We start from the raw sequence: 22,538 nt of genomic DNA, 5'->3' as shown, positions 1-22,538 counted from the left end.
AAATTAGAGAAAAATCATTGGAATAACATGTAGCAATGGAACACAAAAGTGAGACTGGGACAGAAGTATATAGGGCATAGACTCATCCGAACTTGTTTATTATCCGTACGGATGATTTGTTTAGAACCGTCATTCCTGTCATCGCTTCGTCAAAATCCATCGCTTGTCGCGGGCACGATCTCAGCCCCCCTTGACCAAGTGGACTGAGGCTCGTGCTTCTGCATCTTCAAGCCCATTCAGAGAAGCATATTCTAAGGCGTACGTGCTCCTGCATCTTCAAGCCTTTTCAGAGAAGTATATTCTAAGGCGTTCGTGCTGTTCCCACAGGCGTCTACGAATTTTGACGACGCTTAGACCTTGCTTTCATATCTTATTGGTTCGGCTTCCTGAGTATCCTGTTTTAAATTTGTCCCAGTCTCGTTAAAATAGGCAGATGTTAATCTTTTGCTGCAGAGGCGTTCATGTTTTTCTTTGCATCCGTCTGGTTCATAGAACCAATCATTTGGTGAACCTTTTGTCGCTCTTTCTGAGGCACTTGAAGATAGTAGATACCGTTGATTTTTGTGCCATTACCCTGAACTTCGTATTGTTTAACATTCTGGCGGGCATTACGATAATTCAGGAACAAATTTTTCATGTTATCGAAAGCCATGTTGGTTTTGACATTGTCACCTAGAGTTGAAAGGATATCTTGAACACGAGTCACTGAAGAAAAGCTGGCTCCTTTGTCAATAATCGCTTCTATGACTTTCCGTTGTCGTTTATTTCTTCCAAAGTCGCCATTAGGGTCCTTGTGACGCATCCGGACAAAACCAATCGTTTGTTCACCATTAAGGTGGATATCACCTTTCTTGTAATGATAGCCTTTCTTATAGTAGCCTTCGTCATGCCAATCCAAGGTATTATGAACCGTAATGCCACCGACAGCATCTACGACATCGGGCAGACCTTGCATGTTGATTTTTACATAATAATCCATTTCTGCATCAGTAAAATTTTCTACGGTTCCGACGGTCATATTCGTTCCACCAAAAGCGTAGGAGTGGTTGATTTTATCCTTATAACCTTTTCCGACAATGGTTGTTCGTGTATCCCGCGGGATACTAACCATTTGCATCGCATCTTTCTGTGGATTGAGCGTTAATACTATTAGGGCATCTGAGCGGCCGGGATCATCAGGCCGTTCATCAACACCCATGAGCAAAACATTGATAGGCTCAGGTTTCTTCTCTGTATCTGGAGCCTTTGTCTCATCAATGTTTTTCACGCTTTCATGCATATCATCATTAACCGTTGTTTTAGCAGAATCATAAGTGTAATAAGCGTAAGCACCTGTTCCTAGTAGAACAAGAAATACGACAAGGAAAAACAGGAGAAAGGATTTAAATACCACCCGTCTCTTTTTCAAATGAATGTCCCCCAAATCATACAACTATATTTATGCATCATCAATTATTTTAACACTACATGTACCGGTTGAATATAAAAAATCGACAGAATCCTGTTTTATTTCCCGGGAAACAACAAAATGTGTTCTTAATAATAATGATTCGTCAAATTAGACGATATGGGGGGTGGTTAGGTTTCAGGCTCATTGAGGATATTTAGAAATTAATCTAGTTATCACTTTAAATAGGGTTTGAGTGTTTCCGTTGTTTGTTTAAGTTGCTGTGCTTGGTCGCTGTACATTTGCTTAGCGCCTTCATTATTTGTTTGCTGGGCAAATGTTTCAAGATCAGCCTGAACTTTTTTTAATTGGGCAGAAACTAATGCCCGTTGTTGAACTTTCGGGATTTTGAGCCTATCATGATACAAGTCCGCATAAACACGACCCTTTGAGTCGATTTGCGCAAGGAAGACATTAGAGAAATCATTTGCGCCTTGCTTTTGTAATTCCCCAAGCAACCATTCCTTAGTGTAACCTAATTGATGCAAATTCTCTTGTAAAAGGTGGCCATCAACAACGAGAATCTTTGGTTCATGGCTGTCCTCAACTGTTTGATCCATATCTTTTGGAGTAAGCGGTTGTTGATTGGCCTTTTTCATCACACTGACCTTCCCATTTGTTTCAAGCACAGCGAGCTCCACATCAGATAAATTGAAGGCATTCTTTTCTCTTAACATTGTCGTAAGATCATCAACACTCATTTTTGCTTGATGTAAATTGCGTTCAAGGACTTGACCATTTTCAATCAACTTCGTTGGCGATCCTTCTACAAGTTTGCGGAAAATGTTCGATCTAATGGATAGCCAACCGAAAAGGATTGGGAGTATGCCCCATACAAATAAACCAATCAGTCCATATATGATTCTAATATTTTGGTTAATCGCGAGTGTCGCGGTAATACTGCCAATGGTGATGCCAACGATATAGTCAAAAAATGTTAATTGGGAGATCTGCTTCTTTCCCATTAGACGGGCAAATGTTAATACGACAATAAAAGCAATGAGTGAACGTACGAGAATTACATATGGCTCAGGCATGTGATCACTCCTCTGATAAATCATTCTTTTTATCATTGTTGGGCAAAATGAAGAAAAGCATACAGAAGAGAGGTGTTAGGATGAAAAAATGGCTTTTATGTCTTTCTATATCAGTATTCACGTTGACGATGGCAGGTTGTTCTGCGGAAAATAGCGTCATCTTAAAAAAAACAGACATCATTAGTCATCTTGTCGATCAAAAAAAGTGGAAACAAGCGACCTCTAAAGTTAACGACCTTAAAGATGCCTATCAAGATCAAAAGTTAAAATTGCAATTTTTGGGTGATGAACAGGAATATGAAAGTATCAGTCGTGAAATGAACAAGCTCATCCCTGCATTAGAAGAGAAGGATGTTTTAGAAGTGAAAAAAGGACTTGCGACAATAAATGGGTATGTGGAGTCCATTTACATGGATAATTAATTTATTAAATGAAAATGGAATGTGACTTGTTAAAGCCGCATCCCATTTTTCATTTATTGAAAACTTTTGTACTGGGGCTCCTCTTGTTCGATCTCTTGAAGGCGCGATTCGACATTGGTTACCAAAGTTTGTGCCTGAGTAGCAGCGTCAGAATATGTTTGTTTAGCAACCGGATCTTGGGTTTGTAATGCAAAGGTTTCTAAATTAGCCTGCGCGCTTTTTAGACTTGCTACTGCCTGCTTAACTTGGCTGGCAACGGTCATTAACGGGTCCCTCCTTAAAGTTTTCATCTTTACGATGCCTCGACAAACGAATATCTATTCAGTTAATAACACCAATTGGCAAAAGAGGGAGGCCTAGTTCGTTTTTGATGATGTGTCTGAACTCGAGGGATTGACCTGTTTTAAATGGATCTTTCGGATAATCCGAATAAACGGGCGAATAAGCAGTTGAGCACTGCCCAAAACAAACAACCATATGCCAGGATCCTTAGTGGCCGACCAGAAAAAGAAAATACTTCCAACAAGGAACCAAACCGCAATCATTATGTCATTGAGATTATAAAAAAATTCGTACCGTTTTTTTATGACAATCTCATGATGTCCAAAGTAAATGTCAATTTCCGAATCAGTATTTTGTGTTAACTCATCCTTAGTTGTCACTTTTCCATCACCCCATTCACTCATTTCCCGATTTTTATGATTTATAACGTATGTTTGAATCCTTGTCTCAGTGATGACGCTTAATGTTATATTTTTGTCCCCGCGACTTGCAGGAATTCGTTAAGGTAAAGGCCAATTCATATTATAGAGATGTTTTTTTTTAAAACCCTTATAGGAATGAAAGGCGTGACCAGGATGGATTTACACTTAAATAACAAATCCGTGATTGTGACAGCGGCAAGTGATGGTCTAGGATTAGCGACAGCGAAAGGATTTGCACAAGAGGGGGCCAACGTGATGATTGCTAGTCGTGATGAAGACAAACTTCAGGCGGCACAGGCTGATATCAGAGCTGAGGTCGAAGGGGCTAATGTAAACTATCAAGTGTGTGATATGACAAAAGCTGATGATATTAAGGGTCTTATTGCGACGACGGTCGAGCAGTATGGCGGTGTCGATGTACTCATCAATAACAGTGGTGGTCCGCCGGCTGGGCGATTTGAGGAGTTTTCTGATGAGGACTGGGAGTATGCGTTTCAATTGAATTTGTTGAGCTTCGTCCGGACGACGCGTCAAGCTTTGCCGCATATGAAAAAGAGTGGCGCCGCACGCATCATTAATATTGCTTCATCTTCATTCAAACAACCCATTGATCACTTAATTCTATCCAATGTCTTTCGAACGGGCATGATTGGATTGTCCAAGAGTTTGTCTCAGGAACTAGGTGAGGACAATATTTTAGTTAATACCATAGGTCCGGGACGTATTGGTACCGATCGCGTTAAAAAATTGGATCATCTCCGGGCTAGTGAACTCGATGTTTCTGATGATGATATTCGCAGTCAACAAGAACAAGCGATACCCCTTGGACGTTACGGAACACCAGAAGAATTTGCCCGCGTGATCACGTTTCTCGGTTCAGGCGCCAACACCTATGTGACCGGCCAAGCGTTCGTTGTTGATGGTGGACAAGTGAAAGCTTTGTAATCCATATACGATTACCCAGGACGAGGTGTCCCTAAGCCCTTACAGACTTCGGGATGCCTCATATTTTTAGGCTCTGTTAACGTGACTGTTGATTTCCGCTCCAGGCGCTCGCTTTCCGCGGGCAACGCTTCAGTCTCCTCGGAAGAAAACCACTTCCTGCGGGGGCTTCAGCTGTTGCTTTTTCCGCAGGAGTCTCACGCCTTCCGCTCCAATCAAAAAATAACAATCTTTTAGAGAAGAGCGTTTAAAAAAGGACTTAAGCCACACGGATGTCTAAAAATTCAAAGCCATTGGTCGTCTGTGAAAGAGAATTAGCATCTAAGGTCTGTAAGCTTACTTAACTAAGGGACATTATTCCAGATCGCTTGTCATCGTATTCAGAACGATTTGGGTTTTCATAAAATATCCCTTAACCTATATAAATAAGAAAGATAAGTCATATATTCAGGGAGGTGAAACGATTAGTAGCGAATCCATGACAGCCCATGTTACCGTATCCCCTATGCATGAGGAAAGAGAAGACGGCACCGTGCTTCGTCCATCAAATGACGGTGATGGGGCAGCTATTTGGAAGTTGATTAAAAATGCCGGTGTATTGGATCTCAATTCATCCTATCAATATTTGATGTGGTGTAAGTATTTCTCAAGCACCACAGTTATTGCGGAGCAGGACGAAACAATCGTCGGTTTTATTTCCGCGTACATCCTACCGGAATCCCCGGATGTGGTGTTTGTCTGGCAAGTTGCGGTTGATGAATCACAAAGAGGCCGCGGCTTAGGGACGGCCATGTTACATCATCTATTAGGTCGGAAGGTTTGCCGATCAGTGAGATTTCTTGAGGCAACCGTATCCCCATCAAATGTTCCATCCCAGTCACTATTTAAAAAATTGGCAAACACCTTACATACTGAATGTGAGGTTGACATATGCTTTGCCAGTGAACAATTTCCCGAGGATCAGCATGAAGATGAAATGACATATCGAATCGGCCCGATGACTTAATAAAATTTTTCTGGAGGTCAATACATGGCGACAATGACAAAAGATCATAAAATGGAAGTTTTTGAGAATTACGAATCTTCGGTTAGAAGCTATAGCAGGAGTTTCCCGACTGTATTTCAAAAAGCCAAAGATTATAAGATTTGGGATACTGAGGGGAGCGAATATATCGATTTCTTTGCTGGTGCTGGTGCCCTGAATTACGGTCACAACAATGAGCAAATGAAAGAAAAGCTAATTGACTATATCAGTGAAGATGGTATCTCCCATAGTCTAGATATGGGCTCCACTGCCCGTGCTGACTTTCTTAACCAGTTCAATGACGTCATCTTAAAACCACGGGGAATGGATTATAGGGTCATGTTCCCAGGACCAACAGGAACAAACACTGTCGAAAGCGCGTTAAAAGTTGCACGTAAAGTGACAGGGCGCGACCAGATCATCGGCTTTACCAACGGTTTTCATGGTATGACGATTGGTTCTTTAGCAGTCACTGGTAATGCCATGAAACGAAAGGGAGCCGGTATCCCCTTAAGCCATGCGGTATCAATGCCATATGACCAATATCTTGAGGCCGCCGATTCGATAAACTACATTGATCAATTTTTGCAAGACTCTGGCAGCGGTGTTGATTTGCCAGCAGCTGTGATCCTCGAAACCGTTCAAGGTGAAGGCGGGATTAACCCAGCCAGCGCCAAATGGTTAAAAGGCATTGAGAAATTGTGTCGCAAATACGGTATGTTGCTAATTGTTGATGACGTTCAAGCGGGTTGCGGACGAACGGGAACATTTTTCAGCTTTGAACAGGCAGGCATTGAACCGGATGTCATTTGTTTGTCAAAATCCATTAGTGGCTATGGCTTACCAATGGCGTTGACATTGATCAAACCACAATATGACCAATGGACGCCTGGAGAGCATAACGGCACATTCCGCGGAAATAATATGGCGTTTATTACCGCAATGGAAGCTTTGAATTTCTGGAAAGATGATGCATTAAGCCAAGATATTCAAGAAAAGGCTGATATTATAGAAAGCCATCTGACCCGGTTTGCGAAGTCATATCCAGCATTAGAAGCCCAGCAACGCGGCAGAGGTTTTATGCAAGGACTCGCTTGCGGTGTTCCGGAATATGCGAGCAAGATATGTGAAGCTGCTTTTGAAAATGGCTTAATTATGGAGACGTCGGGACCTAAGGATGAAGTTGCCAAATTGCTACCGCCGCTCATCATCGATGAAGAAGGTTTGCTCGAAGGTTTAAAAATCATGGAAACAAGCATCCAACAAGTGCTTAATAAATAAAAGGAGCGATAACAATGAATGTCGTCAGTTTAGATGAAATTAAGGGAACAGAAAACGAAACAAAAGGTGAGACATGGGCCAGTCGTCGATTCTTGCTCAAAAAAGATAACATGGGATTCGCGTTAAATGACACGATCATCTACGCAGGTACAGAATCGTATTTTTGGTATAAAAACCATCTTGAAGCCGTTTATTGTATTGAAGGCGAAGGGGAAGTTGAAACATTAAAAGATGGCAAAGTCTATCCGATCAAAGCGGGTACAATGTATGCCCTTGATGATCATGACAAACATTATCTTCGTGCTAAGACGGATATGCGGATGGTTTGTGTATTCAATCCGCCGTTAACAGGTCAAGAAACACATGACGAAAACGGTGTTTACCCGCTTGTAACCGAATAAAATGCATCAAACTTAATCTAGGAGGCAACTTGTTTTGATGGAAGATTTATATCCTTCAAGAAAAAAGTTAGAAACTGAGATGACGCTTCGCAAAGACCCGGTGATTCATAGCCAAGGGGCAGGCGAAGGCCCTTTATCTGAGGAGCAACTTGGATTCTATGAAAAGAATGGCTTCTTGTTGCTTGAAAACTATTTTTCTGATGAATCCGTCAAAGAGATGCAAAAAGAAATTTTTGCTCTTCGCGATGCTGAGCATGACAAACAAGCTTCCGAGATTATTCGCGAGCCTGAGAGTGATGAGATCCGGTCCATTTTTGCTGTGCACCGTGACCATAGTTATTTTGAGGCTATAGCTAAAAGTGACCCTCTCACGGATATTGTGCAACAGTTGCTTGGTAGTGACGTGTACATACACCAGTCACGGATTAATTACAAGCCGGGATTCAAGGGTAAGGAATTTGATTGGCACTCTGATTTTGAAACATGGCATGTGGAAGACGGTATGCCGCGGATGCGGGCCGTGAGTGTATCCATAACCTTGTCTGACAATTACGTCTTTAATGGACCATTGATGTTGGTTCCGGGCTCACAGAATTACTTTATTTCCTGCCTCGGAAAAACACCGAATGCCAATTATAAAACGTCATTGAAAAAACAGAAATTGGGTGTCCCGGATCAGGCGAGTTTGGAGTGGTTAGTTGAACGAGGTGGTATTTCGGTCCCAACCGGTAAGGCCGGGTCAGTCATTTTGTTTGAAAGCAATACCATGCACGGGTCCAGCGGTAACATGACACCGTTTGACCGTAACAATTTATTTATGGTTTACAATAGCGTTTATAACCACCTCGTTGAACCTTTTGCCGGCACTGAACCGCGCCCTGACTTCATCGCGACGCGTGAAAGAATTCCGGTGACATCTTAAAAAAATTACGCTCTTTTCTAAAAGATTGTTGTTTTATTAATAGGATTATGCAAGCTAAAGTGTCAAAAAGTTGATTGGAGCGAAAGGTGCGAGACTCCAGCGGGATGAGCGGGACAGGTGAGCATCCTGGAGTGGCCATCAACCCTTCTTCTCAAAATAGCAACACAGTTTACGAAAACAGCCAAAAATTAAAATGAACTGATAAAAGCGGGCTTATAGACAGCCCGCTTTTATTACTAAGATACAAAAAGAAGCTGGGACAAATCTAAAACAGGATATTCAGGAAGCCGAACCATAAGATATGAAAGCCAGGCGCCCGCGGCAAACGAAGTATTTTGACGAAGCGACAGGAATGACGATTTTCAACAAATCATCCGAACAGATTAATAAACCCGTTCGGATGATTTGTGACGAATATACTTTTGTCCCAGTCTCCCATGATACGTCGAATGAGTTTAAACTAAGCGTCTTCTGATTTTACTTGAGATGTAGTCTATAATCATGACGACAACAATAATTGCAATAATGATAAAGCCGAGCTGTGGCCAATTACGATTGGCTGCGGTAATGACAATCAATGTACCAATACCGCCCGCGCCCACAAGACCAAGGATGGTTGATGCCCGGATGTCGATTTCGAAGCGGTAGAGGGCAAAGGATATAAATTGCGGCAACACTTGCGGCATAATGCCATAAAATAGGGTTTGAATTTTATTGGCCCCGTTAGCCTCCATCGCTTCAACGACGTTCATATCAATACTTTCAATCACTTCAGCGTAAAGCTTGCCAAGCATGCCAAAGGCGGTTAACCCAATCGTCAAAACACCAGCAAATGCCCCCGGTCCAACTGAAATAACGAAGATAATGGCCAGAATCAGCTCAGGAAATGTCCGATCCAAAATCAAAAACCATTTACCAAGCGTGTTCCAGATGGGTGACTTGACCATGTTTTTCGCGGCCCAGAAACCGAATGGAATCGCGAGTATCGAAGCGATAAACGTGCCGGCATAAGCGATAAATACCGTTTCGAAGATTTTACCAATGATCTTCTCCCACTCTGAAAAATTAGGAGAGAAGAGATCGGGAATGACGCGCTTAAAGTTATCGTCGACTTCCTTAAACATCGCCCAGTCCACTTTGTTAAAAACGCCGGTGATCGCCCAAATCAAGACACCTGCAAGAACGATTAAGATGACGATGTTACGAGCGCGTTTTTTCATATAGTTATTCGGTTTAGGTGGGAGAGCCTGTTCAGTCTTCATCAGACAACCCTCCTTCTCAAGGCGTTACTAATTGTTTCTATCACAATCACAGCTACTAATAATACGACAAGGATCGCCATAACATTCTGATAGCGTAAGAAGTTCAATTGCGTATCGATAATCGCACCGATGCCACCGGCGCCGACAAAACCAAGCACCATGGAAGCACGCACGTTAAGCTCGAACACATACAAGCCATAAGAAATGAATTGAGGAAGCACCTGTGGAACGATGCCGTACCATATGACCTGGATGATGTTACCTCCCGTTGAACGGACAGCCTCAAGTTGCTTTGGATCAATGGTTTCAATCGTTTCACTTAATAATTTGCCAAGCAGACCGAGTGAAAACACGACTAAGGCAAAGATACCGGGAATAATACCAACGCCGAAGAGACTAACGAACAAGGTTGCGAGTAAAATATCGGGCATTGTTCGAATAATATTCATAATGGTACGGAAAAATTGATACACATATTGATTCGTCACCACGGTATTAGCCGATAATAAGCTCAATGGTATACAAATAATGACAGCTATAAGGGTTGCGATCACGGCGATTTGGATGGTTTCGATCAACGGATCAATAGCTGCGGAAATATAAGCCCAATTAGGCGGGAACATGCTAATCATTTTATTAAAAACGACATCAATATTTAAGATTAATTCGCCAAAGTTCGCCTTGGTCCGGATCAAACTAACTGCATAGAAAAGAAGTACAAGAATAAAAATGATTGAGATTTGTAGTTTTAATTTCTTAGGATAAATGGCATAGCCTTTAGTATTGATAGATTGTTGATTATTTTGATTCATCTTTTGAGGCTGACTCATCCGTCCCACTTCCTCTCAAATCATCATCATGAATCGGCCGGTCATAGATCCTTTCAAAGGTTTGTTCATCTACTTCGCTGACGGGCCCATCAAAAACCACTTCGCCATCACGCATGCCGATAATCCGATCAGCATATTCCATCGCCATATCAATGAAGTGAAGGTTGACAATTGTCGTGATGTTATCTTCTTGATTAACTTTACGTAAATAAGTCATGACTTGGTGTGACGTTGGCGGGTCGAGGCTGGCGACAGGTTCGTCAGCAAGGATCACATTGGGTTCTTGAGTGAGCACACGGGCGATACTGACGCGTTGCTGCTGCCCACCGCTCAACTGATCAGCACGGTTGTATATGCGGTCGTCAATGTTAACGCGCTTTAAATTGTCGTAAGCCATCGCCCGGTCATCTTTAGAGTAAAGGTTTAAAATACTTCGTAATGTTCCGGTATGTCCCAGACGGCCACTGATTGTATTTTTCATCACGCTAGACCGGTTGACAAGGTTATAATTCTGGAAAATCATACCTATTTTTGTGCGTAAATGCCGTAAATTTTTGCCTTTGTAGTTGAGGATGTTTTCGTCATCAACAAGAAGTTCACCGCTCGTTGGGGTTACCATGCGGTTAATGCTGCGGATAAAAGTTGATTTACCAGCACCCGATAATCCGACGATGACAATAAATTCCCCTTCATTAATGGTGGTATTAATATTCTTTAATCCCTTTGTACCGTTGGGGTAAACGAGGGAGACATCTTTAAAAGTGATCATTACGAGCTCTCCTTTTCACATTCAAAAAATAGGGGCACACGCTTCGCTGAACACTACATAACATTTTAGCGAAGACACTTATTAGAGGTTGTTAAACAATGATATAGGGAGAAGTGCATGCTTCTCCCTATGATTTTTCATATCAAATTGAATCTATCTCGGGTAGGTAAAATCGTTCTACATTAATTAAGCGAGATGTTGCCCCCAAGTTTGTTGTAAGTTTCGCGAACAACGTCGTAGTCACTGTCTTTTGCCTCAACAATGGCTTCCCAATTGTAAACTTCATTCATAATTTTAATCATTTTTTCATTATTGTTAAAGGAAAGAAATGCCTTTTTGATTTTTTGAGTCAGTTCATCATCTAGAGATGCAGGTACCGTTACAGTATCATTTGGAATTTTAGCCGTATGACCAATGATCTTTGTTTTGTCCTTAATTTTTGGATTGTCTTTAACCATGGTATCGCGGACATCGTCAAAGGTCGTTCCGATATCTGCTTGACCGTTCATGACGGCAATGGCTGTGTTATCATGACCGCCTGTTTTTTGCACGCCTTTAAAGAAATCGTTTTGCAGTGCTGTTGTATTATCAATATCAAATGTCTTCATTAACTGAGCAGCAGGGTACAAGTAACCGGATGTTGAAGAAGCGTCACTGTAAGCCCAAGTCATATCTTTGGCGTGTGTTTTCAAGTCATCCAGACTATCAACAGGTGAATCAGCACGAACAATATATTGAGCTGTATAAGTCGTGCCGCCATTACGTTTTGACTTTAAAATAACATCCATGTCGTATTTGCTGCTTGCCAATACATAGCCGAAAGCCGGTAAAAATCCGATTTGGACTGTATTGTTGCCAAGGGCTTCAACAAGGGAACTATAACTGGTCATCGTCTTGGCCTCGACGTCTTTGCCAATTGTTTCACCCAATTTTTTGGCCAATGGTTCAGCTGTACTAGCAATTTTTCCGGAATCCTGTGATGGAACGAATCCCATGACAAGTTTTTCAGGTGTTTCCCCTCCACCTTCACTGTTACCACTACCGCCGCTGTTATCCTCACTATTACCGCAGGCAGCAAGCATAGATACTATCATGATAGCAGCTAAGAATACACTTAACCTTTTCATCAATCAATTTCCCCCTTATTTTGATCGTCTATTTGGATTATGACGCAACGCCCGCTTAATTTCCATATGTCAGCCAAATTCTTAACAAAACCATTACAAAATTAAAAATTCTACAAAAAGCGAGACGTTTCATCCTCTCCATAAATTAAGATACCAGTGTTTGTCTAAATTTGAAAGGGTCTTGATAAATTTCGTTCAATGAAATTTGTCGCCATTTTTGAAAAACAGTATCGATGAATGGAGGCATTAATACATGGTTATGAAAGCGGTTTCAATTCATGACTATATAGTCTCCACGATTTAAAAAATCGTGGAGTATTGACCCAAAGTAGTTCATGTTATTTAGGATTGGGAAGGTGATAATTCAATAGCTTGACGGATAGCCTCTTCAAGACTGCGTTCATCAGCTAAGCCCTTTCCAGCGATATCAAAAGCGGTTCCGTGATCAACACTGGTACGGATGATCGGTAGACCCACTGTAATATTTACTCCTGCCTCAAGACCTAATACTTTGATCGGTCCATGACCTTGATCATGATACATCGCAACAACGATATCAAAGTCCCCTCGGGATGCCCGGAAAAAGAGGGTGTCCGCGGGCAATGGGCCTTCAACATTCACTCCCTCATCTTGAGCTTTTGTAACCGCCGGGATAATTTTTTCCTCTTCTTCGCCATAACCAAATAGACCATTTTCACCGGCATGCGGATTAATCCCGCAGACAGCAATTTTGGGTTGTTCATAACCGGCATCTTTAAGTGTCCGATCCGCGAGATTAATCACGGTGTAGACCCGTTCATGGTTGATCTTCTGAACGGCGTCAATCAACCCAATATGTGTTGTAACATGGATGACTTTAAGTTTTGGCGAAGATAACATCATCGAATAATTCTCGGTTCCCGTTAATTCAGCCAAAATTTCTGTATGGCCGGGATAATTATGTCCGGCTAAGTGGAGCGCTTCTTTATTCAAAGGTGCTGTACAAATAGCATCAATGTTCCCGTTACCGGCGAGCTCGATGGCTTTTTTCAAAAATTGGAATGCCGCGTCCCCTGATGTTTCACTCACTTCCCCAAATGGATGATTTTCAGGTAGTAAATCTATATCGATACAATTTATATAATAAGGTTTCACTTCTGTTTCTCGCGGCTCTTGTATCACATTGATTTCTGTATCAATAGCTAATATTTGAACGGCGCGTCTAAGCATCTTAGCATCGCCGATAACGAGCGGAATACATTGATCATGGAGTTCTTGTTTTTGCAGAGCTTTGACAATAATTTCGGGTCCTACACCTGAGGGATCACCCATCGTAATCCCAATCACGGGTTTATTTTGCTGCATGATGATCGTCTCCTTTAAGCGTATTAACGGCATGAACCAAGGAATACCTATGGCCGAAACTCCCGGATTTCGTAATTAAAAAACAGCTTTCACTGGAAAGAAGGCGTGAAAGTGGAATTCCGGGTTCGATCTCACTTAAGAGTGCCATACCTGAGACACCCAGTGCCTGGCAAACGTCCAATGCGGTATCACCGCCGGTTAATATAAGATGGGTTTGCTGACTTTGGTCAATGATTGCCTTAGATATTTCGCCGATATAGCACGATAAAATCTGACTGATTTGGGCGTTCGTATAGCCAAGGTCTTTGCCTTTTGCGATTGTTTGATCATAGGTTGCCCGGCTATAGTCCAAATACAAGGCAACATCGTAATTCCGATTCAGGAAGTCGACGGCATCCTTGATCACTGCTTGTTTAACATTGTATTCCTGATCAAGCACATCTAGAGGGTTGAGTTTGATGCCCTTGGTTGATGGTAATGCCAAGAGTTCCTCAATTTGTTCGGCTGTTACCGGCGAAAGACTTCCGGAAACGGTCAGTGTCTGTGATCCCGGTTGAAAGGGGATGCCAGTCAATTGATCTTGTTTTTGTTCCGTAAAGTGTTCTGCCAATCCGGCGGAACCAACCCATAAATAATCATTGCCTTCTTTATTAAGCGATTGAACGATGGTGTGCAAATCCGCATCGGTCTCTGCATCAAAAATAAGGCTATTGACACCGTTTTGTTTCTTTTGCTCCAGTAAGGCTCCCCAGATTGTTTGGGGATCTCTTACGACAGATAATGGGATGACTTCGGCACGAAGATCGCTTGTGTTCTGGTTTAATAGATTTAAAATAGATGCGTCGGTAACTGGTGTTTTGGGATCATGAGCTAAATTTGTCTCTGAAACCTTGATACCATCAAGGTAGTGAATCCCGTTTAATGTTGTTCGACCGTTACTCGGAAACGCCGGAGCAACAATCACAAAATCAGGCTGGGTTTCTTTAGCTATTGCCTCTATTTCAACACCGATGTTTCCTCTTAATGTTGAGTCAATCTTTTTGTAATAAGATTGACAGCCTAATTGTCTTAACGCTTGTGCCGCTTTTTGGCATGCTTGATAAGCGTCATCTGGTGCTTGAGCTCTTGTATCGGTATTAAGAACGACCGCGCCATGTTCATCAGCCTTAACTTGATGGCCTTCGAAATAAACGGTGGTTGGATAACCTTTTTTAGTGAATTGGACACCACTATCATTGGCTCCTGTTAAGTCATCGGCAATGACACCAATCATGTTGTATGGATCAACCGTTGTATCTTTTGCGGTCATAATATCCTCTCCGTTAAGCAATCTTGTCTATGCAGAGATGGTCGTCTGCGCTTTTTTCTGTCGTCTTTTGGCTAAGAAGCCAATGTATATCGGTAACAAAATGGCCGTTGTCACGGTTGATGCGGCGACTTGGACAGTGGCAATGTCTGCCAAACCAGCAAAATTGGCGCTCGCAGTAGCAATGGCGGCTGGCGTTGCAACGGCATTTCCGGCCGTTGACCCTTCAGAAGCACCTACGATCGGATTCCAACCCAAAGCTTTGAATATAAAGTAACCGACAGTTCCTGTAATGAATACTGTCATAAGACCAAGAGCAATACCAGCTAGTCCACCATCAATAATGGCTTGAAAATCAATGCCCATACCTAGAGCAAAGGCAAAGAAAGGAATAAGCATGTCACTCCCTTTGCCAAGAAAATCGCGAAAGTTTTCATCTGAATTACCAAGCACCATCCCAACAATGATTGGCAATAACACTGCGATGAAGGATGAAATCGTGAAGAAACTATCGACAAAGCCCATCGCTCCGAACAATGATAATGCAACCATAGTCAAAAATGGTCCGTCATTTAAAGCAAGTAATGAGTAAGCGGCCTTGTCATCTTCCTTGCCGTATTCCCCGACCAAAGCGACATATAAACCGCCGTTACTATTCGTCATAGCTGCAATGACAGCGAGAGGTGCCAAACCTAACCATAGACCATTGTCACCGGCCAGTGAGATAGCAAGGAGTCCTGCGGCACCACCGACAATCCACTTCGTAAGGAGCAATGTGCCACCCTTTGCTAGACTGACGCCAAAGTTTTTAAGATTAATTTGTGCTCCTGTACATAAAAGAAACAGGGCGATGAGCGTGCTCGCGCCGTCAACAAACAACGCTTGTGTAAAGTTTCCGATCCGGAGTAGATCAGGAAAGAAGGTGTTAATCACCGCGCCCATCAATAAAGGTATAACCATCATACCGCCAGGAACCTTTTCCATCCCTTTCTTAAGTTGCATGTTAACACTCCTTTGATGTGTTGTAAAAATAAACAATTGATAAGCGCTTACATAAATATACTAAATGAATGCGTTTCAAAATGCAATATGTTTTTTAATAAAAAAAGCGCAAGCTATTTAAGCTTGCGCCAGAGTGTTGTTCGGTTAATGCCTAAGCGTTCGGCTGCTTTTGATTGATTCATGTTTTCTTCTTCCAGAACTTGCTTGATAATCTGCTGTTCAATTTCCTGTAAGGTTCCTGATACATTTTGGTGATGGCCTTGATTAGGCTTTGTTTTTAATTCTTGCAATATATGGAGGACCTCTGTTGGTTGAATGTAAGCCCCTGTTGTATGGATGATGAATTTTTCAACAGTCTGTCGTAACTGTTGAATATTATTCTGCCAATCATGGGCTTTTAGTTCAGCGAGAAGATCCGGAGCAACTCCAACCACCTGCTTACCGTATCGAGTATTATATTCAGCGATAAAGAGTTTAACTAAGTCTTCAATATCTTCTTTTCTGTGGCGAAGCGGTGGTATTTCAACCATCCCTTTGCTTAATGACGAAACTAAGGTTGCATGAGCCGGACTTATATTGCTGATGTCTGCCGGTGACTCTGAACTGACGACAATGATTTTATTTAGCAGATCCTGCTGTTGAAGTAAATAACGGTTAAAATCATCGGCTTCGCTGTTGGATAAGGATTCTAGCCCTTTTATACAAAGACCGCTTACTTGGATGCCAGTCAACATGCCTGGGTTCTGCTCGTCTCCGAATAAGATGTAAGTTCGTTTATCAGACGGCATTTCCGTGATATTGACAACAATGAGATGATGGTAACTTCGCGACGTTTGAATGGCTTCAGCAAACAGCGACTTACCAGTACCGGCTTCTCCATAAATCCAAATCGGAATCGGCATATTGCCGAGTTGCCGGGCAAGCTGAGTTGTCTTAGTGATGGCTTCGCTGGAACCATTGATGCGCAGAAAAGCATTATCAGGATTTTGTGAGAGTTCTTTAATGCTCATCCCTTGGTGCTTGCAGTCTTTATTGATCAATGAATCAATATATAAGATATAGTAACTATCATCGTTATGGTTAAAGACTTTGCCTGAAAGGTTGAAAAGCGCCTGATTAACCTGGATGGGTATATTGTCAATCGTCGTTGGATCATCGTTGTTTTTAAATATCATGTGTAATTGCGTGTTGTCCATCAAATGTTCATGAATATGCCATTGTTTAGCCGGCTGATTTTGATAGATAACATGCCAATGCTGATTTAATATGACGACACCGCGATGGGAGTTATTTAAGGCTTCTTTATAAACGGTTGTTTGGTTTTGCAACGTCCTAAATGAATGTGTGATTTCTTTTGCCTCGGTAAACGCTTCTCTAATCGATTCTTCTCCGGACGTTAGAAGGATTTCTTGCATGCCAAATCTTTGCGCCGTTTCCACAGTAATCACATCACCGATCACAAGATGGACGTCTTGGTCTTTAATGTCTTTGATTTTGGGTTCAACTTCATTCTCATGTCGTACTGTAAATATATCAATATCAATATTTAATATATCACAGATAGCTGAAGCCCCTTGAGTAACGTTAGAGAACCCAAGAATCGCAGCTTTACCGTTATAACCGTCCACGAGGGTTAGGACACGAAGTAAGTCGTAGCCGGATACTTTAACATCAATCACAGGGATTTCTACGTGTTCTCGAATCAGCGCTGCCGTACCGCCACGGCTGACGATGACGTCATATTGCTGTATATCGGTTTCCTTAACAAGATGGAGTCCGTCCTGCAGATTTTTGAAATAAACGTCAATATGAATGGTCGGATCTTCTTTAGCCATCGAGCGCATGATCTCCATCATGCCTGGATATGGCGCAATGCCTAATATGTTCATAGCAGACTTCCCTTATATTCAATGACTTGTTTTCTATTGTATCAAATATCACTAGAGTTGCATAAATAGGATTGGAAAATTTAAGTTAAATAGTTTTTACCCTTCAGAGCAAAAAAGGAAAAATTCCTAAGGAACGACAAACGCGACAACTATTATCCGTATTTTGATACTTTTGAATTAGATCGGCAACAATTCATTTACCATAAAAAACACTATGTTACAAATATAAATACAATTTTAAAAATTGGTGGCCACCATTTTAAGATTTAATAATTAAAAAGGAATGGTGATTATAAAAATGAAAAAGGGAAAGGTGTTTAAGGTTCTAAGTACAGCCGCACTATCAGCTTCATTCCTTCTTGGAGGAGGTTTATCTGTTTCAGCCGCTGAAGATGATTCAGAAAAAATCCAAGCCATTACATATTTTGTAGATGGAGAAGCTAAACAGCTACCACAGGATAAATGGGAAGACTTTTTGAATAGAGACAAACCTGTTAATGTTGGTAAGCAGGATGCTACAAATTTACGCCCTTTAGGTAAATCATCAACTCTTCAATTATCCAAGACCGCTGAATCGCCTTCTAAGGATTATGCCTGTTATGCAGGATATGAATACGCTGGTACAAAGCAAGACGATTATTTTGAATCAGAAGGCAATGACGCTAAAGGATCGGTCGTGATTAACCAAACGTCTGACCCCTTAACAGAAACATCACAACTTTCCACGACTGCTACAGTCTCTGGTAAAGTGAATGCTTCTGGTAGTTATAATATGGGCGTCATTGAGGCGCAAGTTGGTTTTGAAATTGGCGCAACTAAAAGTTGGTATGTTTCTCAATCAACTACTATAACCGTTCAACCTGGGGATAAGGGGTGGATTGAATATGGAACCATGTCTGAAGATTGGGCAGGATACTATTACTACTTAACAAGTAATTGTGACCAGCCCCAAAAACAATGGATTAGTGCTGATGGACCCAAATATAAGGCTAAATTAGCTAAAACAGCAAACTATTATTAAGCAAGAGATATTGGGAAGGTGGGGAATCATGAAAAAGTCAATCTTACTATTTTTTGCATTTACATTGCTTTCTTTAGCTCTGACTGCTTGTAAGCAGGATGACCCAAAAACAGAAGAAAAGAATCAAGTGGAAGCAAACACGACAAACAACGATGAAGAATATCAAAAAAAGGAAGTAAAAGGTGTAAAAATCCATGATCCCTCAGAAGATGCCGATTCCCCATCAACTGCTATATTGCAGCAATTTGAAGTGCTTTTTAAAAATGGTGAAAGCGAATATCCCAAAGAGTCGGATGTAATTAGTGAAACGTTCCTCGGTGATAAAAGTATTCTTACCATTCATTCTCCTGAAGGGAAAAATAACTTCGGTGTTTTCCTTTACGAAAAGGAAGGTAAGTGGAAGATAAGAGGAATCATTCGCATAGACGCTAATAAAGGGGAAAGCTTTACCGATAAAGATGGATTATCATTACCTATGGATCATTATAGAGCCACAAACTTAGATTTAGAAAAAAATAGTAAAACTTGGACGTTTGTAAAAAAGGATAAGATTGTAACAATATCTAAATTTAAAAGGTTTTCATTTGATGGTGGTCCAGACACGGAAGAAGTCAATTTGAAGGACGGGATTAAAGGATATATTTCAAAAGATAAGTTTGGAAATTCATCTCTTTATTATTTTGACAGAGGTAATCTCATCGTTCTATCTGGAAACCTTAACAAAACAGAAGCCACTAAATTAGCTAAATCTTTACCAGCTTCTACAAACCTGAACTTCCCAAAAAGCGTCAAATAATCCCCACCTATATCCAGATGGGGATTTAATTTCACGAAACTATGCGAAAAAGTTTCCAATTATGGCTGGTTGCGTTCTAAGGATCCGAAGAAGTACTTAGGTCATACTAATAACCAAAAAGTAGAATAAGCTACTAATCAAGGGAGGTCTTAATTTTGAGATCTCCCTTTTTGATTTCTTTTTTGTTTTTAAACCTAGAAACGCCCAAATTAGTACATTAACGCTAATTACCTCACGATTCACAGGACGACGGTAATCTTGAAGACAGGATATGGAGTCCTTGCTAATCGACGATTAATATATTCATTTTCTAAATTATTCAACATTCATATTGTTTTGTCATCATCAGAAATAATTAATGCAACACTATTGATCAAATATATCAAAATGATTTTGCTGATGTTATATCAGAGCTTTAACACGGTTCAAGGACAAAGTATACAAAAAAATGACGTTCATTATTCGAAATTTCGTTCAATTAGCCTATGTTTGTATTGACGATTTAAATTTACAATAAGATGAAATCGTATACATAAAACAGTATACAAAAAAGGGGTGTTAAGCTATGCGAATCATGAAAACAATCCAGAAAGTGCCTGGCGGATTAATGGTTGTTCCTTTAATGCTTGGTGCATTACTCAATACAATTGATCAAGCGCATTTACCATTTATAGAATCCATTCTTAAGGCACTTGGAGCGTCACCAACTGAAAATGGGTATTATGAATTTTTTAAAATCGGAGGATTCACAGAAGCTTTATTTAAGACGGGTTCATTAACTTTAATTGCTATGTTCCTTTTTTGCGCAGGAAGTCAAATGGATCTAAAAGTAGGGGGGAAGTCTCTTAAAAAAGGGGTATTAGTCACTCTATCAAAATATTTAACAGGACTCACTGTGGGTTATACATTCAGTCTGTTTTTTGATCCGATGAATGGTCTTCTGGGTCTATCTTCATTAGCGATTATAGCAGCCATGACAAACAGTAATGGCGGTATGTTTGCGGCATTAACCGGTCAGTATGGCAACCGTTCCGATGTGGGTGCTGTGGCCATTTTATCTTTGAACGATGGGCCGTTTTTTACCTTATTAGCGTTAGGGATGATGGGATCACAATTCCCATTTATAGCCTTTATTTCTGTACTATTACCTATTCTTATTGGTATGTTATTAGGCAATCTTGACCAAGAATTACGAGACTTTTTAAAACCTGGAGAAACCTTGACAATCCCATTTTTTTCATTTGCCCTTGGTGCAGGTATGAATTTCATTAACTTTTTCAATCCAAAGGTCGTTGGTGCGGGCGTTACATTAGGCATTATGACGACATTATTAACGGGTCTGATTGGGATCGGTGTGCTAAAACTGTTTCGAGAAAAAAGTCAGATTGCAGGTATTGCGGAAGCATCCACAGCAGGAAATGCTGCGGCGACACCGACAGCTATTGCAACGGCGGCTGCAGCTGCTGCCAATTCAGGGTTAATGTCGACGCAAAGGGCTCAAGAATTCCAAAATATCGCTGATCTAGCTACGATTCAGATATCACTTTCAACATTGACCACAGCTATCTTATGTCCATTAGCCGTTATTCTATGGGATCGACATCAGCGCAAGAAAGGAATTGATGGCACCCGTGAAGAATTTAAACAACAGAAGCATGTATCTAAAGATTCACAATCGGCATCGCAGTAGCCGACGATGAGATTTATATAAGGGGGAGACATTGATGGAGGTAAACCTTTCATATGGAAAAGACGGACTTAATGTTGAGGTCCCTGATGACGCCGTATTAATTACGCCCAAACATATTCCAGGTTTGGATGATGAGAAGGGGAAAGCCATTGAATCCTTAAGGCATCCAATTGGTACACCCTCTCTGAGGGAAATGGTTCAGCCTACGGATACGGTATCTATTGTTATTAGTGATATCACTAGGCCGACGCCTAATCATAAAATGGTTCCTTGGTTATTAGAAGAGTTATCGCATGTCCCTAGGGAAAATTTTATTATCATCAATGGTACTGGGAGTCATCGAGACAATACGCGTGAAGAACTAATTCAAATGCTTGGACAAGACGTTGTCGATTCCGTAAGAGTGATTAACAATAATGCGTTTGACAAGGATACACAGGTTTACCTTGGCAGAAGTTCATATGGTGCCGAAGTTTACTTAAACAAAGCCTACGTTCAAAGTGATTTTAAGATTGTAACCGGATTCATCGAACCGCACTTTTTTGCGGGTTTTAGCGGCGGCCCCAAAGGCATCATGCCGGGGATTGCAGGGATTGATACGATCATGCATTTCCACAATGCCAAAATGATCGGTCACCCGAATAGTACGTGGGGTCTGATTGAAGGCAATTTAGTTCAAGGTGAAGCAACAGAGATCACACAGATGTGTAAGCCTGACTTTATGTTCAATGTCACGCTGAATGGTGAAAAAGAGATTACTGAATATTTTTCCGGTGACGTTATACAAGCTCACCGACAAGGCTCTGAGTACGTTCGTGAGCATGCAATGGCAGGTTGTGATGATAGGTTTGATATTGTCTTAACAACTAATAGTGGTTATCCATTGGATCAAAATCTATACCAAGCGGTCAAAGGCATGAGTGCTGCCCATAAAATTGTGAAAGAGGATGGTGCCATTCTTTGTGCGGTTGAATGCAGTGACGGTATTCCCGATCACGGTAATTATGGTGAAATACTGCAGTTGTGTCAGACACCTCAAGAACTCCTTGATAAAATCAATGATCCGGCGTTCTCGAAATTTGACCAATGGCAGGCGCAAAAGCAAGCGATGGTCCAAGTCTGGGCAGATGTGTATGTCTATTCATCCCTAACAGATGATGATGTTAAGCGAGCTATGCTGGAGCCCATTCATAACATTGAAGAGACGATTGCCAGGCTTAAGCAAAAGTATGGACCAGATGCATCTATTGCTGTTATGCCGCTTGGTCCATTAACCATTCCTTATGTTAACGAAACCATTCATAAGTAGTAGGGGGGTTAGA

The 22,538-nt window shown here is 41.3% G+C and carries 22 protein-coding genes; 10 read left to right on the top strand and 12 right to left on the bottom strand.

Annotation, left to right across the window (positions count from 1 at the left end):
- Nucleotides 1–436: 436 nt before the first annotated feature.
- The gene (locus tag B9Y89_RS05755) at nucleotides 437–1,408 is read right to left on the bottom strand and encodes an LCP family glycopolymer transferase (protein ID WP_139822730.1); all 972 of its coding nucleotides are present in this window, start codon (nucleotides 1,406–1,408) and stop codon (nucleotides 437–439) included.
- Between the two features lie 215 nt (nucleotides 1,409–1,623).
- Nucleotides 1,624–2,484, bottom strand: coding sequence for a DUF421 domain-containing protein (locus tag B9Y89_RS05750; protein WP_085522272.1), 861 nt, complete (start codon nucleotides 2,482–2,484; stop codon nucleotides 1,624–1,626).
- An 80-nt stretch (nucleotides 2,485–2,564) separates the two neighbouring features.
- On the opposite strand from B9Y89_RS05750, the gene B9Y89_RS05745 reads away from it, so the two are divergent.
- Nucleotides 2,565–2,906: a DUF4363 family protein gene (locus B9Y89_RS05745; protein WP_176222120.1), complete on the top strand. Its 342-nt coding sequence runs from the start codon at nucleotides 2,565–2,567 to the stop codon at nucleotides 2,904–2,906.
- 53 nt (nucleotides 2,907–2,959) lie between these two features.
- Here the strand turns inward: B9Y89_RS05745 and B9Y89_RS05740 are convergent, their stop codons facing one another.
- Together B9Y89_RS05740 and B9Y89_RS05735 are read right to left on the bottom strand one after the other, a co-directional pair.
- Nucleotides 2,960–3,169, bottom strand: a complete 210-nt coding sequence (locus tag B9Y89_RS05740; RefSeq protein ID WP_085522270.1) for a DUF1657 domain-containing protein — start codon at nucleotides 3,167–3,169, stop codon at nucleotides 2,960–2,962.
- A gap of 93 nt (nucleotides 3,170–3,262) precedes the next feature.
- Nucleotides 3,263–3,568, bottom strand: a complete 306-nt coding sequence (locus B9Y89_RS05735; RefSeq protein WP_139822729.1) for a YrhK family protein — start codon at nucleotides 3,566–3,568, stop codon at nucleotides 3,263–3,265.
- Between the two features lie 195 nt (nucleotides 3,569–3,763).
- Between B9Y89_RS05735 and B9Y89_RS05730 the strand changes: the two genes are divergently transcribed.
- From B9Y89_RS05730 to thpD, 5 genes are all read left to right on the top strand, one after another.
- Nucleotides 3,764–4,555 carry an SDR family oxidoreductase gene (locus B9Y89_RS05730; protein WP_085522268.1) on the top strand — a complete coding sequence of 264 codons (792 nt, stop codon included), beginning with the start codon at nucleotides 3,764–3,766 and terminating at the stop codon, nucleotides 4,553–4,555.
- Between the two features lie 475 nt (nucleotides 4,556–5,030).
- Nucleotides 5,031–5,558: a diaminobutyrate acetyltransferase gene (gene ectA, locus B9Y89_RS05725; RefSeq protein ID WP_254901188.1), complete on the top strand. Its 528-nt coding sequence runs from the start codon at nucleotides 5,031–5,033 to the stop codon at nucleotides 5,556–5,558.
- 33 nt (nucleotides 5,559–5,591) lie between these two features.
- A complete protein-coding gene (gene ectB, locus B9Y89_RS05720; RefSeq protein WP_441351466.1) occupies nucleotides 5,592–6,857 on the top strand; it encodes a diaminobutyrate--2-oxoglutarate transaminase in 1,266 nt (421 codons plus the stop codon).
- Between the two features lie 14 nt (nucleotides 6,858–6,871).
- A complete protein-coding gene (locus B9Y89_RS05715) occupies nucleotides 6,872–7,258 on the top strand; it encodes an ectoine synthase (protein ID WP_085522266.1) in 387 nt (128 codons plus the stop codon).
- A gap of 37 nt (nucleotides 7,259–7,295) precedes the next feature.
- Nucleotides 7,296–8,180: an ectoine hydroxylase gene (gene thpD, locus B9Y89_RS05710; RefSeq protein ID WP_085522342.1), complete on the top strand. Its 885-nt coding sequence runs from the start codon at nucleotides 7,296–7,298 to the stop codon at nucleotides 8,178–8,180.
- Between the two features lie 455 nt (nucleotides 8,181–8,635).
- On the opposite strand, the gene phnE (B9Y89_RS05705) is transcribed toward thpD, so the two are convergent.
- The 8 genes from phnE (B9Y89_RS05705) to B9Y89_RS05670 all read right to left on the bottom strand — a co-directional run bounded on the left by phnE (B9Y89_RS05705) (nucleotide 8,636) and on the right by B9Y89_RS05670 (nucleotide 17,709).
- Nucleotides 8,636–9,442: a phosphonate ABC transporter, permease protein PhnE gene (gene phnE, locus B9Y89_RS05705; RefSeq protein WP_085522265.1), complete on the bottom strand. Its 807-nt coding sequence runs from the start codon at nucleotides 9,440–9,442 to the stop codon at nucleotides 8,636–8,638.
- On the bottom strand, nucleotides 9,442–10,272 hold the full coding sequence (gene phnE / locus B9Y89_RS05700) for a phosphonate ABC transporter, permease protein PhnE (protein ID WP_254901187.1): 831 nt from the start codon (nucleotides 10,270–10,272) through the stop codon (nucleotides 9,442–9,444). The genes phnE (B9Y89_RS05705) and phnE (B9Y89_RS05700) overlap by 1 nt, the downstream gene beginning before the upstream one ends.
- On the bottom strand, nucleotides 10,241–11,041 hold the full coding sequence (gene phnC / locus B9Y89_RS05695; protein WP_085522264.1) for a phosphonate ABC transporter ATP-binding protein: 801 nt from the start codon (nucleotides 11,039–11,041) through the stop codon (nucleotides 10,241–10,243). Before phnC ends, phnE (B9Y89_RS05700) begins: the two co-directional genes overlap by 32 nt.
- 182 nt (nucleotides 11,042–11,223) lie before the next feature.
- The gene (locus B9Y89_RS05690; RefSeq protein ID WP_085522263.1) at nucleotides 11,224–12,168 is read right to left on the bottom strand and encodes a phosphate/phosphite/phosphonate ABC transporter substrate-binding protein; all 945 of its coding nucleotides are present in this window, start codon (nucleotides 12,166–12,168) and stop codon (nucleotides 11,224–11,226) included.
- Nucleotides 12,169–12,510: 342 nt separating this feature from the next.
- Nucleotides 12,511–13,512, bottom strand: a complete 1,002-nt coding sequence (gene pdxA / locus B9Y89_RS05685) for a 4-hydroxythreonine-4-phosphate dehydrogenase PdxA (protein WP_085522262.1) — start codon at nucleotides 13,510–13,512, stop codon at nucleotides 12,511–12,513.
- Entirely contained in the window at nucleotides 13,499–14,821 is a 1,323-nt protein-coding gene (locus tag B9Y89_RS05680; protein WP_085522261.1) for a four-carbon acid sugar kinase family protein, read from the bottom strand. Before B9Y89_RS05680 ends, pdxA begins: the two co-directional genes overlap by 14 nt.
- Nucleotides 14,822–14,848: 27 nt before the next feature.
- Nucleotides 14,849–15,820 carry a 2-keto-3-deoxygluconate permease gene (locus B9Y89_RS05675; RefSeq protein ID WP_085522260.1) on the bottom strand — a complete coding sequence of 324 codons (972 nt, stop codon included), beginning with the start codon at nucleotides 15,818–15,820 and terminating at the stop codon, nucleotides 14,849–14,851.
- Between the two features lie 113 nt (nucleotides 15,821–15,933).
- The gene (locus B9Y89_RS05670) at nucleotides 15,934–17,709 is read right to left on the bottom strand and encodes a sigma-54-dependent Fis family transcriptional regulator (protein WP_085522259.1); all 1,776 of its coding nucleotides are present in this window, start codon (nucleotides 17,707–17,709) and stop codon (nucleotides 15,934–15,936) included.
- Between the two features lie 298 nt (nucleotides 17,710–18,007).
- Here B9Y89_RS05670 and B9Y89_RS05665 point away from each other — a divergent pair, with 298 nt between their 5' ends.
- The 4 genes from B9Y89_RS05665 (at nucleotide 18,008) to larA (ending at nucleotide 22,525) form a co-directional block, all read left to right on the top strand.
- Nucleotides 18,008–18,730, top strand: coding sequence for a hypothetical protein (locus B9Y89_RS05665; RefSeq protein ID WP_085522258.1), 723 nt, complete (start codon nucleotides 18,008–18,010; stop codon nucleotides 18,728–18,730).
- A gap of 28 nt (nucleotides 18,731–18,758) precedes the next feature.
- The gene (locus B9Y89_RS05660) at nucleotides 18,759–19,526 is read left to right on the top strand and encodes a DUF4367 domain-containing protein (RefSeq protein ID WP_085522257.1); all 768 of its coding nucleotides are present in this window, start codon (nucleotides 18,759–18,761) and stop codon (nucleotides 19,524–19,526) included.
- A 565-nt stretch (nucleotides 19,527–20,091) separates the two neighbouring features.
- Complete coding sequence (locus tag B9Y89_RS05655; RefSeq protein ID WP_085522256.1) at nucleotides 20,092–21,216, top strand: 2-keto-3-deoxygluconate permease; 1,125 nt, start codon at nucleotides 20,092–20,094, stop codon at nucleotides 21,214–21,216.
- 34 nt (nucleotides 21,217–21,250) lie between these two features.
- Complete coding sequence (gene larA / locus B9Y89_RS05650) at nucleotides 21,251–22,525, top strand: nickel-dependent lactate racemase (RefSeq protein ID WP_176222119.1); 1,275 nt, start codon at nucleotides 21,251–21,253, stop codon at nucleotides 22,523–22,525.
- Nucleotides 22,526–22,538 lie beyond the last annotated feature (13 nt).

This window comes from Tuberibacillus sp. Marseille-P3662, assembly GCF_900178005.1.
Taxonomy (GTDB): domain Bacteria; phylum Bacillota; class Bacilli; order Bacillales; family Sporolactobacillaceae; genus Marseille-P3662.
The sequence above is the reverse complement of the archived record's forward strand: the minus strand, read 5'-3'. Positions and strand labels throughout refer to the sequence as shown.

Excerpts from the sequence above, each read along its gene's own strand:
- B9Y89_RS05750 (WP_085522272.1), bottom strand. The coding sequence starts at position 2,484 with ATGCCTGAGCCATATGTAATTCTCGTACGTTCACTCATTGCTTTTATT.
- B9Y89_RS05745 (WP_176222120.1), top strand. The coding sequence starts at position 2,565 with ATGAAAAAATGGCTTTTATGTCTTTCTATATCAGTATTCACGTTGACG.
- B9Y89_RS05740 (WP_085522270.1), bottom strand. The coding sequence starts at position 3,169 with ATGACCGTTGCCAGCCAAGTTAAGCAGGCAGTAGCAAGTCTAAAAAGC.
- B9Y89_RS05730 (WP_085522268.1), top strand. The coding sequence starts at position 3,764 with ATGGATTTACACTTAAATAACAAATCCGTGATTGTGACAGCGGCAAGT.
- ectA (WP_254901188.1), top strand. The coding sequence starts at position 5,031 with ATGACAGCCCATGTTACCGTATCCCCTATGCATGAGGAAAGAGAAGAC.
- ectB (WP_441351466.1), top strand. The coding sequence starts at position 5,592 with ATGACAAAAGATCATAAAATGGAAGTTTTTGAGAATTACGAATCTTCG.
- B9Y89_RS05715 (WP_085522266.1), top strand. The coding sequence starts at position 6,872 with ATGAATGTCGTCAGTTTAGATGAAATTAAGGGAACAGAAAACGAAACA.
- thpD (WP_085522342.1), top strand. The coding sequence starts at position 7,296 with ATGGAAGATTTATATCCTTCAAGAAAAAAGTTAGAAACTGAGATGACG.
- phnE (WP_085522265.1), bottom strand. The coding sequence starts at position 9,442 with ATGAAGACTGAACAGGCTCTCCCACCTAAACCGAATAACTATATGAAA.
- phnE (WP_254901187.1), bottom strand. The coding sequence starts at position 10,272 with ATGAGTCAGCCTCAAAAGATGAATCAAAATAATCAACAATCTATCAAT.
- phnC (WP_085522264.1), bottom strand. The coding sequence starts at position 11,041 with ATGATCACTTTTAAAGATGTCTCCCTCGTTTACCCCAACGGTACAAAG.
- B9Y89_RS05690 (WP_085522263.1), bottom strand. The coding sequence starts at position 12,168 with ATGAAAAGGTTAAGTGTATTCTTAGCTGCTATCATGATAGTATCTATG.
- pdxA (WP_085522262.1), bottom strand. The coding sequence starts at position 13,512 with ATGCAGCAAAATAAACCCGTGATTGGGATTACGATGGGTGATCCCTCA.
- B9Y89_RS05680 (WP_085522261.1), bottom strand. The coding sequence starts at position 14,821 with ATGACCGCAAAAGATACAACGGTTGATCCATACAACATGATTGGTGTC.
- B9Y89_RS05675 (WP_085522260.1), bottom strand. The coding sequence starts at position 15,820 with ATGCAACTTAAGAAAGGGATGGAAAAGGTTCCTGGCGGTATGATGGTT.
- B9Y89_RS05670 (WP_085522259.1), bottom strand. The coding sequence starts at position 17,709 with ATGAACATATTAGGCATTGCGCCATATCCAGGCATGATGGAGATCATG.
- B9Y89_RS05665 (WP_085522258.1), top strand. The coding sequence starts at position 18,008 with ATGAAAAAGGGAAAGGTGTTTAAGGTTCTAAGTACAGCCGCACTATCA.
- B9Y89_RS05660 (WP_085522257.1), top strand. The coding sequence starts at position 18,759 with ATGAAAAAGTCAATCTTACTATTTTTTGCATTTACATTGCTTTCTTTA.
- B9Y89_RS05655 (WP_085522256.1), top strand. The coding sequence starts at position 20,092 with ATGCGAATCATGAAAACAATCCAGAAAGTGCCTGGCGGATTAATGGTT.
- larA (WP_176222119.1), top strand. The coding sequence starts at position 21,251 with ATGGAGGTAAACCTTTCATATGGAAAAGACGGACTTAATGTTGAGGTC.